This window comes from Kiloniella sp. (genome assembly GCF_965205715.1).
Lineage (GTDB): Bacteria > Pseudomonadota > Alphaproteobacteria > Kiloniellales > Kiloniellaceae > Kiloniella.
This window is the reverse complement of the sequence record NZ_CBDBHW010000014.1, coordinates 436,818-450,158: the sequence shown is the minus strand read 5'-3', so window position 1 is coordinate 450,158 and position 13,341 is coordinate 436,818. Positions and strand designations below refer to the sequence as shown.

Genomic DNA, 13,341 nt, shown 5'->3' with positions numbered 1-13,341 from the left:
CCCTTAGCTATGTTTTAGTAAAACACTAAAAATTATCAGCTTAATTGACTGCATTCCGTGCTTCGTTTAACCACTTATCAAATGTTGATCGATTTGCAGCGATCCATTCATCTACATGGCGATCGATATCACGAGCAGATTTCTCTCCATCGCGCATTTTAAGATTTTGAATGGAAATGTCGTTTACAGATACAGAAACCAACGAAAGGAATTTTGCAGCAGCTGGATTTTTATTAACAAAGTCTAGGCTAGCAATTGTTTTAACTTTATCTACAGCAAAGCCGAGATTTTTTCCATTAAAGCTAGTGTTAACGTCATTGTTCCCATCGGGAAGATCTGTCTTTGCAACAGAAAGCCATTCGACGTCCTTACCAACTTCAAGAACACCACCAACCCATTGAGGCGCCCATGTGTAGTAGAGGATTGGTTGACCTTCTTTATAACGAGCAATGGTATCAGCGATCAGGGCGAAATAAGAACCCTGATTGTGAGAGACAGTTTTGTTGAGATCATAAGCTTTAATCTGATGCTCAATAACTTGTTCACAACCCCAGCCACTGTTGCAGCCAGTAAGATCTGCTTTGCCATCGCCGTTAACATCAAATATTTTAGCAATCTCTGGGTCTTTAAATTGATCTAGGCTCGTAATGCCGTATTTATCAGCAGTATTTTTATCAATAAGATATCCCTGTAAAACGCCCGGAACCATCGTCCCGAGTTTCACCATGGTCTCGTCGCCTCCGGTTTTTTGGTAAAAGGTATCGTGAAGGATATCCCAGCCATGTACGGTAAAGTCCGCATCTCCGCTACCAAGTGCTAGGAATAGAGTTGCATACTCGGTTTCTTCCGGAGTTTTTACTTCATAACCCAACTCTTCAAGGCCGCGAACAGCAATGTAACCTTGAAAATGCTCTTCAGCGATAGTTGGGAAAATAGGGCGGACGGTTGTGCCTTCACCAGGCTTATCAGATGAAGCAATTGTTGGATTGGTTGCTAACAAAGAAGCGAGTATCGCTCCGCTTAAATAATACCCTTTAGTTAATTTCATTCTTACCTCCGATGTGATTTTTATTAATTTGGGTTCGTGTTTAGTCGTGTGCATATATTCAGATGTAATTTGCCTGTTTATCAGGTCGTATTTTTTCGTTTTTAAGTGGATCCAATCATGCGACGAACGAAGCCAACAGGCCCGCGCGTCTTAAAAGATTCTTCAGTTACGGTATCTTCTTTTTTCTCGGCTAATGCTTGGGTGTAACGATCCAAAATGATTGCCAGCAGGACAATACTGATGCCTCCGATGGTCGCGAGGCCCATGTCCAATCGGCCTATACCACGCAAAACCATACGCCCGAGACCTGCTACAGAAATCATCGATCCGATAACGACCATGGAGAGAGAAAGCATCAGAGTTTGGTTCACTCCAGCCATTATGGTGCGCTTGGCAAGTGGCAGTTCGACTTTAAAAAGCATCTGCATTTCCGAAGCCCCAAAGGCATGTGATGCCTCAATAACATCTGCAGGGACTTGTCGAATACCCAGGGTGGTTAAGCGCACGAGGGGAGGGAGTGCGAAGATGATTGTCACGATTACGCCTGGCACATTACCGATACCGAAAAGCATAACGATTGGTACCAGATATACGAATGCAGGGGTTGTTTGCATGGTATCTAGAATTGGACGTACAAGCCTGTCCGCTTTCGGTCGCTTGGCAACCAAAATACCTGTTGGAATTCCTATTAAGACACAAAAGAACAGTGACGTAAGAACCAAAGATAAGGTCAGCATGGTTTCTTGATATGCGCCAATTGCGCCAATAAATCCAAGAGCAAGTGCGGCCCAGAAACCCATCCGGATATCTTTTAACTGCCATCCTAAGAAAAATGTAATTGCGATCGCGACATAAGGGTGAAGTGAAAGCAAACCAGCTTCGACACCATTCAGAACAAAGTCGATAGGTTCACGGACAGATTTGAAAAAGGGACGAAAGTTACTTACGAGCCAATCGAGCCCACTCTCTACCCATGAACCAAGCGGGATCAAGGTTTCAGTGAAAGGATTTAGAAGATCAAATTCCATATTCTTAAAATTCCTTCTAGCTAGTTAAGCTTGCTCAGAGAGATTTGTTAGTAAATTTTGTTGAGTAATATGTCCCAAAATAGCGCCGGTATCGTTCAGGACATTTAAGGGCAAACCTTGGGTAGCTGCTGTCTTTACAACATCAGGGAGAGACATGTTTTCATCGATACCTTCTGCGCCATTTTTCTCTCCAGGTTCGATCATATCGATGGCTCTTAAGAGGTGGCCTGTGTTTGCTTTTTCGAAGAAATTTCGGACATAATCATCAGCAGGATTATTTGCCAATTCACGTGGCGTATCGATCTGAACGATCAAACCATCCCTCATAATTGCGATGCGGTCCCCTATACGGAGGGCTTCGTCAAGGTCGTGGGATATGAAGATAATTGTTCTTTTGTGTTCTGATTGAAGCCTTAGTAATTCATCTTGCATTTCTGTGCGTATGATCGGGTCAAGAGCAGAAAAAGCTTCGTCCATCAATAGAATTTCAGGATCATTCGCCAAAGCACGAGCAAGTCCAACACGTTGTTGTTGTCCCCCTGACAATTCAGTCGGCATCGACCTCTCATAGGCAATCAGGCCAACCTGTTTTAATGCATCACGGGAGCGTGCAATCCTTTCATCTTGCCCAAGTCCTGCTAATTCAAGGCCAAAGGCCACATTGTCGATGACTGTCATGTGGGGCATCAGCGCAAACGACTGAAAGACCATACTTATCTTTTTGCGTCTTAAATCCCGAAGGTCTTTTTTGTTTTGTTGAAGAATATCCGTGCCATCGAGGATAACCTCTCCTGATGTCGGCTCTATTAAACGGTTAAGCATTCTGACCAGTGTGGATTTTCCTGATCCAGACAAGCCCATGATCACAAAAATCTCACCTTCATTTACTGAAAAAGACGCGTCCATAACGCCGACGACATGTCCTGTTTCACTAAATATTTGGTCCTTGTTTTTCCCATTTTTTAAATCTGTTAGGGCCTTGTTGGGTTTATTCCCAAATATCTTGTACAGATTGGTTACTTTTAATTTTTGTATCACGACTGCCTCCTAGTTCACCCGTTTTCGGGTAATTTTTTCAAAGCTATCATAATGTATACAGAAAGAATACAAAAACAATACTTATAAAATTCAATGAAGATAAAAACGTTTCAACACAAGGAGTAAGGAGGCAAATTAATTTTTAAACAAAGCTATTTACTGGATTTCCCCATACGCCTCTTTCTGGGTTTATCCCTAAACCTGGGCCTTTAGGGACGTCTATCCATCCATCAGTAATATTAATGCCGTTAGCCTGATCATAGTTTCCATCAATGTAGGGCGCAGCTATCCACACTCCTTCACATAAGGAGGGCAGAACCGTGGCTCCTATATGCGTACAGGCGGCTGCAATGATATCACCACCCCATGCATCATCGCAGGTGTGTGGCATAGATCTTACGCGGCAGATATCTCTAATTGTTCGGAATGCACTTATCCCTCCAAGGCGGGTGACCTTGAAGCCAAATCCATCACAGACCCCATCGCTAATGGCTCGTAAGACAACGTTTAGATCTTCAGTGTTCTCATCAAGGTATATGGGGTGGCGAACCTGATGGCGGATGGATTGGATTTCCTCATATGTATTGCAGGGTTGCTCCATAATGAAGGGGATATCTTCACAAGCCATAGAAACCAAAAGAGTGTCGCGTGTTGTCCATCCACGGTTCCCATCGATTGCAAGGCGCACCCCAGGATTGATAACTTCGCTGACTTTACGAATTACGGCAATATCCTCTTCGATTGGACGACCTCCAACCTTAATTTGCAGCCGTGTATAGCCTTCTCGTTTTTTTTCAAAAGCAACCCTTGCGCTTTCTTCCGGTGTGTTTACACCGCAGGCGTAGTAGGAAGGTACCTTCTCTCGTTGTGCTCCACCAAGCAGGTCACAAACCCTGGCACCATATGCTTTACCGGTAATATCCCAGAGCGCAATATCGATGGCTGCCTTGGCGTAGTTGTGGCCATTTAATGTTTCGTCCATTGCCAAACGAACATTGTCGATTAACAGCGGATTTTCACCAATCAGGTTTGGCGCCATTTCAAAAAGTGCAGCGCGCGCACCCATAGCATGTTGAGGTTGGTAGACGGGGCCGACAGGGCAGGTTTCTCCATAACCAACGAGCCCCGTATCAGTCACAATTTCAACAATGGTACTGTCCAATTTGTCCACTGTTGTCCGCGCCATACGATAGGGAACACCCATTACAGGTAGATCATGCTGATAGATATGAATTTCAGAAATACGCATTTTAAACTTCCTTGTGAGCAAGCTTTTACATGAACTTATTAATGTGCGTTGCTATGGATTAAGGTGGATGATGCTTGGGCAGCTGTATGAGGGTCGCCAAAAAAAAAGGATGACTTTGACCATTGACCGAGCAATGTAACTCTGCCCAAACATGCCTTGAAAGATAACGATAGAATTACTGCTGGGGACTGCTGACAGTCATTCAATAGATGTATCTAAAATTGATTGATTGTTTATACCGATGGTAACGATAATTTGGCTGTTCGCCCACCATCCACTGTAATTACCTGCCCCGTTAAGAAGTCGGTACTATCCGAAGCAAGGAACACAGCTGTTGCGCCGATATCGCGTGCCATTCCCAAACGCCCAACCGGATGTAACCGCTTAAGTTCAGCCTCTACTTTTTCTTTGGGGCCTAAACTTTCAAGATAAATTTGACTGAGATCACTTTCAATCCACCCCGGAGCGATTGCATTGCAACGAATTCCATCGAGACCAAGATCAATTGCTAAAGCGCGGGTAAGCCCATGGATGCCAGCTTTAGAGGTGCAATAAGCCGAATGGTTCGGGTTTGAGGCGATCCCCTCAATGGATCCAATGTTGATAATTGATCCTGCCCTAAGTTTTCGCATAATCGGCACAGAATATTTGCACAGGAGGAAAGGGGCTTTGAGATTAATCGCCATCATGGCATCCCAATCGCTTTCTTCCATTTCCTCCACAGGCATTTCAAACATCAAGCCTGCATTATTGACCAAGATATCCAGCTGCCCATACTTAGCGGAAAAGTTATGAATAAGGGTTTTGATGGCAACTGAATCAGAAAGATCAATTTTATGGTGAGAAATGTTTTCCCCGCCAAATTCTAATAAATCATCTGGGACTTCAGAGCGCTGAGCAATAACAACATGCGCTCCTTCTTCGATAAAACACTCTACAATACCGCGTCCAATACCGCGCCCGCCACCGGTGATAAGGGCAACTTTACCGTCTAATTTTTTCATCGATATTCCGTGAGCGTGACGTTAACCGCACCTATTTTTGCATGATGTAAGGTGTTACGTTGTTTCTGTTGACGTTCCAGGGCAGCAGAGCTTCAAAGTCTTCGACGGTTTTTGCTTTAGGTAATTGGGTAAAAATGTGTCGAAGATATGAATATGGCTCGATCCCGTTAGCCTTGGCGGTCTCGACGATAGAGTAAAGATTTGCACTGGCCTTGGCACCATTTTGGGATTTTGAGAACAGCCAATTTTTCCTTCCTATTACAAACGGCTTAATTACGCGCTCCATTTCATTGTTATCAATTGGCAAGCGGCCATCATCAAGGTAGCGAATGAGCCGAGGCCACTGCTTATCAATGTAGTGCAAAGCCTTGCCAAGTAACGATGTCGGCGGCACCGACGATTTGACCTTGGTAATCCACTCTCTCAAGTCTTTAAGGATTGGTTTGGCCTTTTCCTTGCGTAATAGCCGACGTTCGTTATCGCTCATGTTTTTTGCGAGCTTTTCAATGCGGTACAAAGCTCTGATGGCCTCCATGGCATGATCGGCAAGGCCGGGTTTTCGCCTTTTGGACTTCTTCCGTGCCTTGATGACATCATTGAACTTACGCCGGGCGTGAGCCATGCATCCGACGCCGATGATTGTGCTGTCGGATGTCACATTCAGATAGACCTGATATCCATCACTAACAAGATACCCAGTGTAACCTTCCAACAATCGCCTTGCCACATCCTCCGCCCTGGAGGGATCGTAGTGGAACAGGATCACTGGCTGGTCCGGAGGGCCTCCTTTTTGCCCCCACATGTAGGATTTGCTTTGAGGTTTTTTCCCAGGTTCTTTCAAGACCTGAACGCCAGTCTCATCCATGGCAATGATATCGTAGTTTAGGAGATGGTCGGTAAACAGATTAATCAGGGGCTGAACAAGATCACCACATTTGATCACCCACCGCGAGAGTAATGTACGGTTAAACTCCACACCGGAGCGGTTCAGAACAGGTACCATACGATAGAGAGGCAGGCCATCCACATACTTTCCCGTTACCACATAAGCAAGAAGTCCAGCAGAAGCGATGCTTTTGGGGATGGGCTGTGGTGGCAAGGGCGCGATTGTTACGCCTTCTTCGCATGATTTACAGGCGTATTTGAAACGCACATGCTGAAGAACCTGCATTTTAGCCGGAATTATATCCAATTGTTCGGTGACTTCTTCCCCAATTCTGGCCATAAGACCACATCCGCAAGCGCAAATCTTTTCTTCTTCGGGGATATCGTGTTCAATCCGCACACGGGGCAAGTCTTTTGACAAAGAGCGGCGTCCACCCCTTTTACGGGTATGAGCTGGAACTTTGATCTCTTTATCATCGTCTTCTGCCCCTGTGTCGTCCTCAGCCGCTTCCTCTGCTTCATCAAACAAGAGACCTTGCTCTTGCGGGGATGTCTTCTCACTGGAAGCGGCAAACTGCTGATGACGCAATAATCTGTTTTGCTCTTCAAGAATATCAATACGCGCATGAAGACCACCTATTAAAATACGTGATTCTTCAAGGCTTTCAGGGAAAGAAATGGGCGCTTTTGACATAGCCGAAGTATACCAAATTTATACTCTTCAAAACAGTATAAAGTGCTGTAAATATTTAATATATCTCCGAATAATTTACAGGCTTATGCTCTTTCACATGACGGAGGTCAACACCATCCAGCAACCAGTTCAATTGGCGACCACTGAGCTCTATACGGGCTCCTTTGCTCAAGTGTCGTGGCCAATGAAACCGATCTTTTTCAAGGCTCTTTTGCCACAAACAAAATCCGTTTTTCTCCCAGTAAAGTAACTTGACCTTGTTGCTTAGACGATTAGAAAAAACAAAGAGGTAGCCAGAGAATGGATCAAGGCTGAGGATGTCGTCAACAAGCATCGACAAACCATTTATGCCGCGACGAAAATCAACGGGATTTGCGCAAAGATAAATGACGGGCAAAGCATCTGAAGGCCGCCGCATCACAGACCTTCAAGTGCATCTACAATAGATGTTAAATCCGATGTTCTCCCCGAAACAGGCCATTTGACTTCTAGCCCGTTACGAAGGCAAACCTGACAATACAATAAGCCTGGGCCATCAGCTGAACCATTTACAATCTTGTGTAAATTTTCATCTCGACTAGAAACAACAAAAAGACCCCGCTTAACAAGCTCCCCCTTTTGATGATAAAAATCCTTCAGGTCAAGATCGTGTGCCTCGGCATAAGCTTTCATGCCCACCCCGTTTAACTCACACGAACGCGCATGCTCAAGCCAATGGAATTCTGTTCGCGATAAATCGTTCTCAATTGCTGACATTAAACGCTCCATTCAAAAGAAAAATGAAGCATAACCATTATTCATTAGCTCAAACAGATGCGGTTAACGTCACGCTCACGATATTCCCCTGTAAATATGCTGACTTGGGTCAATAAACTGGCTTGGCACCGCTCACTTCTAGTATGGCACCAGCCATATATCGCGCTTCATCAGAAACCAGAAACAAGATGACATCGGCAATATCATCAGGTTCCGCAATCCGGCCCAGAGGAACAGAAGCATTTAATTCATCAATCGCTTGATCTGGATCCAATCCTCGAATTTCAAACCCAGATCTAATCATCGGTGTATTAACTTCATTCGGACAAACTGCATTAACTCGAATATTATCGACGGCGAGATCCCGTCCCATATTTTTTGTTAACGAAGCAACCGCCCCTTTACTTGTGCAGTAGGCGATATGGTTGGGACCCGGGTAAACACCCCATGTGGATGACGTATTAACAATAGCTCCACCACCGCGCTTACGCATATAGGGGGTGGCTGCACGTGAAAGACAAAAAACGGCTTTGACATTGACATCAAATGACATGTCCCACATTTCATCCGAGGTTTCTTCAATTGGACCGCGGCACATATAACCGGCATTGTTAATTAAGATATCAATAGCGCCAAACTTACCAATGGCGGTCTCTATAATCGAATCGCACCCCTGGCGGCTGGTTAAATCAGCCGCGCATATTTCAACTGAAAGGCCTTCTTCTTGCAGTTTACGTTGTGTTTTCGTGCATGCTTCCTGGCTAATATCGGTTAATAGGATCTGTGCCCCTTGCTTGGCTAGTCGGCGAACGACTTCCGATCCAATCCCACCAGCACCACCTGTGACAATTGCTGCTTTACCCTTAAAGCGTTGATTTTTTAGCATTTATTTAACCTCTAAAGTATCACTGGCACAGTGAGTACAGGCCTAAATTTGTCATGCAAAAAAGCACCGTCTCTATGACAAACAACAAGAGACGGTGTTAGTTGCAGGAATCTTATTTACTTGAATTGGTCCGGAATTTCCCGTTCTCGACGTGCAATGAAATCTTTCAGAGCTTCATCAACAGCCGTATCAATGGGAGGCATTTCATACTCGCTCAATAATTTTGCTGCGTGCTCATGCGCTCGTTCTGGTAAATCTTTAGCCCCATCGGCTTCCCACTGTTCAATGTTATTGTTGTCGAACAGTTTCGGCATAAAGAAAGCGCGCTCAAAATTTTTCAAAGTATGAGCATGCCCTAGGTAATGCCCTCCGGGACCAATATCTTTGACGGCTGCGATGGCTTCATCAAAATCATCCCAACGCGGTCCTTCTGTCATGCGGTATGCCATGGCACATTGTTCTGAATCTACGACAAATTTTGCCATACAACAGTGCATGCCTGCCTCATTCCATCCTGCAGAGTGCCAAATATAGTTTGCACCTGCCATCATGACGGCCATCATTGTTGTTGCACTTTCGTAACCCGACTGGGCGTCGAAATTCTTTGCGCCGCCAAGCGTGTTGGACGTACGCCAAGGCACTTCATAAAAGCGCGCCATTTGTCCAATCATAAAGTTCATTAAGCTGATCTCAGGTGTGCCTGCCATTGGAGCTCCAGAGGCCATAGACACTGTCGATAGATAGTGGCCGTAGATTGCGGGAGCACCTTTTCGAACTACCTGAGTATAGGCTAATGCAGCCAAGGCTTCTGCATTAAGCTGTGCGACGGCAGGTACTGTTGATGCCGGTGTGTTTGCACCACCAAGCACAAAGGGAGAACAAAGCACGGGCTGATTGTGACTGCTAAATGCCCGTAAGGCGCCAAGCATTGACTCATCCCAAACCAAGGGTGAGTTTCCATTAATGTTTGCGGTCGCGACGGCGTGGGTGTCGATAAAATCAGCACCGAACAGGATTTTGCACATTTCAATGACATCTGCGGCGTTCTCGCCAGTCGTAGACATCCCCATAAATGTTTTATCAGAGTGGATCATAGAAGAATAGGTGATCCAAAGGTGCCTATGGGAAACCGCGACATCCATGGGCTCACAGATAACATGCGCTGTTGAATGCAACGCTGGTGCAACGTGTGCCAATTTATGGAAATTATTCAGATCAGCCAGCTGCCCCCACCGTCGCTTGCCTTCAAGGTCTCGAATGAACGGCGCGCCGGTCATGGGGACAAATATAGATTTACCTTCGCCCAGAGTTACACTTTTTTGAGGATCACGGGCGTGTAACTTTATCGTACTTGGGATCGAACTAATTAAATCCATTATCATTGCACGATCAAAATAAACCCGCTCACCTTCTACACGGGCGCCGACACGTTTCCAGTCCCGTAAGGAAATCTCATCCCGAAAATCTACCCCAACTTCTTCAAGTATTTTCATGGAGGCGTCGTGTATACGTGCGATTTGGTCCTGAAGAAGTGGCTCCGTGTAGGGTAATCCGCGCGTAAGGTGTGGGAGCATGCCCGTTGGCGTGTTCTCTCTTAAAGTACGGCGCGCGCCGCGACCACCACGACGGGTTGTTTCTACAGCCACCATGATATATTCTCCAAATCAATATTGTGTACGTAATGTATACAATATCAGCGTTTCATTTTCTGTAAATAGAAAAAATGATCTTAAAATAGGGAGAAATTGATTTTTATATTTTTATCCAAAAAAGAAGAGGGGCTAATTCACGAACATGTTTTAATAAAAAAGATTGCTATCGGAATTACCTCTTTGGTTGCCCTAATGATAAGTAAAAATTCATAAAATATTGGCCTATTGCCCATATCAAACTCTTTAATTACCAATCTAGAATAAAGAGATGTCAGTAATGGCAAGCACGATGGCTCCTGTACCGGACAATCAATTGGATATACAAAATTTGGTGGTTAACCAGGTCATGGATGTGACGATCATACAACCCTGTGTCTGGCCACGTTTATTCTTTACTTAGAAAAACATTGGGGAGATTTTAAAAGACTTTTCGCTTTAATTCCATACCTGTGAACGGTTTAGCTATAAAGTTCTCAGTTCCGTGTAGAGCGTCAACCACTTTGTCCGGTTGCGTCAACCACCTTGGCCGCTTTTGATGCGGCTGTGATCTGACGTTTATTTACGATGCTTCAGGCATATTTTTCACCTTTTTGTTTGTGGTTTTCCGCAACATTTTTTTGAGATTTTGGGCGGCTTCCCATTGTCTGTAGCTGTCGATATTCATCTCAAGAATGGTTGAGTGGTGAACAAGACGATCGATTGCTGCAACGGTCATGGCCTTATCTTGAAAAATATTGTCCCATCCGCTAAAAGGTTGATTGGCAGCAATTGCAATACTTCGGTACTCATATCGTCTGGCGATCAATTCAAAGAGCACGGATGTTTCAGATATATCCCTTTGTGCATAGGTAATATCATCGAGAATGATGAGATCAAATTTATCGAGTTTTGCGAGGGCGTTTTCGAGCATAAGTTCACGTCTGGCAGCCTGGAGTTTTTGCACCAGATCACTGGTTTGCGTATAGAGCACACGGTATCCAGCCTCTATAAGAGCATAACCTACGGCGCATAGGAGATGAGTTTTTCCTCCCCCTGAATTTCCAATGGCAATCAGATTTGCTCTTGCGTCAATCCAGTCACCGGCAGACAAGGCTTCGACCTGCGCCTTTTTCACGTTAGGCAGCCGCTTGAAGTTAAAAGTGGCCAGAGTTTTTCCGCCCAGCAGGTTTGATGCGTTGAGATGGCGTTGAATGCGTCGCGTGTCCCTTTCGGCCAATTCATATTCGGCCAAAACGGCAAGGAACCTGGCTGCTGACCAGCCCTCCTTGTCGGATTGGATTGCGATATCTTGCCAGTGTTTGTGAAAGCTGGGTAATCGTAAGTCAGTTAGCATAAGAGGCAGCTTGTGCTGATCCACTTCAATGTTTGTCATGCCCGATCCTCCAACAGAGTATCAAAGACTGATAATGAAGGTTGAACCACGGGAATATCAGGAGGTAAATCCGTGTTCTTTTTTGTGATATTCAGCTTAAGTTTTTTTGCGCAAGGTAGCCTTCCTGCATTGATTTCTCTCGAAATCAGGTGCGCGACTTCGGCCTCACAAGCCTCTTCGTGCGCAAGGAAAAGTATCCCAACCATCTGACGACACGCATCTCTGCGGGACAACTTTTTCTGAAACAATGTCCAGGCCAGGGAGTACTCGGTTCTTGGAAAAATACTGTCACGATAAATAGAATTGGCGAGTGCCTGAGGTTTACGTTTGAGAGCATGAATGACGTGATGATAATTGATAACATGAATGCGGGGGCCTTTGCCGTGCCCCCGCTCACGAGAATGGCTGACGACATGAGTGCTGCCTAGATAGGCTTCTATCCGGTTATCGTAAATATGGACACGCAAGCGTTGACCAATTAGGCGAGAAGGGGCGCTATAAAAAACCTGCTTAACTAAAAAACCACTTGTTTTGGTAACTCTCGACACGACTTCAGTGTAATCTGTTGTTCGCCGAGGAGGTAACGCCTTGAGAGATTTCAACTCTGTTTGGATATCTTGGTCACGATGTTTGTTCCGTCTAGCAATCAGCTCGTCCAAAAATCGCCGATACTCATCCAAAGTGTCAAAGTCATTACTGCCACGCAAAATCAGGGCCTGCTTTATCGCAGTCTTAAGGTGACCGTGGTGAGATTCAATGGCACCGTTCTCGTGTGATTCCCCTCTGTTATTTCGACTGGCCTCCATACCGTAGTGCTCAACAAAAGCAGAATAACGTTTGGTAATGTCCTCCTTTTCCTCAACGCTCAAATTCCGAAAGGCCGCAGACAGGCTGTCGGTCCGGTGGTTTTCAGGAGCGCCCCCCAAGGACCAAAGCGCATTTTGTAAGTTCTCCGCAAGGGCTGTAAAACTCTCACCGCCAAGTACGACCCCAACATGTTCCCATCGGCTATATACCAGAACAAAATGATAGAGCCGATGCACCAAAGGATCTCCTGCAATGGTAATACTTAAGTCGGCTGCATCCGTGAAATCTGATTGGCCCATGTAACCCGGCTCAGGTGTTTGCCTGAAAATGATATCCTTTTCAGGGCCATTCAGAGCCCGCCATCCCCGAACTCGGCGCTCTAACGTGCGCTTGACACGGTCATCGGGAAAACGGAGCGGATAGAGGCTCTGTATGTGGCGCAACAAAGTAATGGGTTTGACCGAGTTGTCTTTATCCAAAATGGGAAGGATGTCCTTATCCCAGATATCTTCAAGCGGATCAGAAACTGTTCGCCCTCGCTTTATATTGCGTTGTGACGGTAAAGTCGCATCAACGTCAAATCGGCGGGCCGTGCGTTCGCTAAACCCTGCGCGGGCAGCGGCGGTTCGTTGACCATGAGTTTTTCTATCTGTCATGTAAAGTCTCAGTTGTTCATCTGTGATAAATTTATACGGCAAACAGGTTCCTCCAATTACATCTAGAGGTTCCTAATTTATCAACTCACAGCAGCTTGTAACTAACACCAAATTAAGCCTTGGCCGGTGGATCTGATTATCAAACGGGCACGCCCTTTTTAATGATCAGATCCACCGGCCAAGGTGGTTGTCGCAACCGGCCAAGGTTATTGTCGCTGAACAGTTCCGTGTGAAAAGGCGCGTTCCATTTCTTTGACTTTTCTTTT

The 13,341-nt window shown here is 45.4% G+C and carries 12 protein-coding genes; all 12 read right to left on the bottom strand.

The genetic code is table 11. The features are described 5' to 3' along the window. Positions 1 to 40 precede the first annotated feature (40 nt). The 12 genes from proX to istA all read right to left on the bottom strand — a co-directional run bounded on the left by proX (position 41) and on the right by istA (position 13,117). On the bottom strand, positions 41 to 1,048 hold the full coding sequence (proX, locus tag ACOGW3_RS19015; RefSeq protein WP_419904402.1) for a glycine betaine/L-proline ABC transporter substrate-binding protein ProX: 1,008 nt from the start codon (positions 1,046 to 1,048) through the stop codon (positions 41 to 43). 101 nt (positions 1,049 to 1,149) lie between these two features. Next, positions 1,150 to 2,076, bottom strand: coding sequence for a glycine betaine/L-proline ABC transporter permease ProW (proW, locus tag ACOGW3_RS19010; RefSeq protein WP_419904401.1), 927 nt, complete (start codon positions 2,074 to 2,076; stop codon positions 1,150 to 1,152). A 24-nt stretch (positions 2,077 to 2,100) separates the two neighbouring features. Beyond that, positions 2,101 to 3,114 (bottom strand): quaternary amine ABC transporter ATP-binding protein, encoded by a 1,014-nt coding sequence (locus ACOGW3_RS19005; RefSeq protein ID WP_419904400.1) that lies wholly within the window; start codon positions 3,112 to 3,114, stop codon positions 2,101 to 2,103. 142 nt (positions 3,115 to 3,256) lie between these two features. Further along, a complete protein-coding gene (locus ACOGW3_RS19000; protein ID WP_419904399.1) occupies positions 3,257 to 4,363 on the bottom strand; it encodes a mandelate racemase/muconate lactonizing enzyme family protein in 1,107 nt (368 codons plus the stop codon). 233 nt (positions 4,364 to 4,596) lie between these two features. Continuing rightward, a complete protein-coding gene (locus tag ACOGW3_RS18995; protein ID WP_419904398.1) occupies positions 4,597 to 5,367 on the bottom strand; it encodes an SDR family NAD(P)-dependent oxidoreductase in 771 nt (256 codons plus the stop codon). A gap of 31 nt (positions 5,368 to 5,398) precedes the next feature. Then, positions 5,399 to 6,946, bottom strand: a complete 1,548-nt coding sequence (gene tnpC / locus ACOGW3_RS18990) for an IS66 family transposase (RefSeq protein WP_419901110.1) — start codon at positions 6,944 to 6,946, stop codon at positions 5,399 to 5,401. A 55-nt stretch (positions 6,947 to 7,001) separates the two neighbouring features. Beyond that, positions 7,002 to 7,364 (bottom strand): IS66 family insertion sequence element accessory protein TnpB, encoded by a 363-nt coding sequence (tnpB, locus tag ACOGW3_RS18985; RefSeq protein ID WP_419901111.1) that lies wholly within the window; start codon positions 7,362 to 7,364, stop codon positions 7,002 to 7,004. Beyond that, positions 7,364 to 7,702, bottom strand: coding sequence for a hypothetical protein (locus tag ACOGW3_RS18980; protein ID WP_419901112.1), 339 nt, complete (start codon positions 7,700 to 7,702; stop codon positions 7,364 to 7,366). The genes tnpB and ACOGW3_RS18980 overlap by 1 nt, the downstream gene beginning before the upstream one ends. A gap of 109 nt (positions 7,703 to 7,811) precedes the next feature. Next, positions 7,812 to 8,588, bottom strand: coding sequence for an SDR family NAD(P)-dependent oxidoreductase (locus ACOGW3_RS18975; RefSeq protein WP_419904397.1), 777 nt, complete (start codon positions 8,586 to 8,588; stop codon positions 7,812 to 7,814). Positions 8,589 to 8,704: 116 nt separating this feature from the next. Continuing rightward, positions 8,705 to 10,237 (bottom strand): trimethylamine methyltransferase family protein, encoded by a 1,533-nt coding sequence (locus ACOGW3_RS18970; RefSeq protein WP_419904396.1) that lies wholly within the window; start codon positions 10,235 to 10,237, stop codon positions 8,705 to 8,707. Positions 10,238 to 10,799: 562 nt separating this feature from the next. Further along, positions 10,800 to 11,612: an IS21-like element helper ATPase IstB gene (gene istB, locus ACOGW3_RS18965; protein WP_419901088.1), complete on the bottom strand. Its 813-nt coding sequence runs from the start codon at positions 11,610 to 11,612 to the stop codon at positions 10,800 to 10,802. Continuing rightward, a complete protein-coding gene (gene istA / locus ACOGW3_RS18960) occupies positions 11,609 to 13,117 on the bottom strand; it encodes an IS21 family transposase (protein WP_419901087.1) in 1,509 nt (502 codons plus the stop codon). Before istA ends, istB begins: the two co-directional genes overlap by 4 nt. Positions 13,118 to 13,341 lie beyond the last annotated feature (224 nt).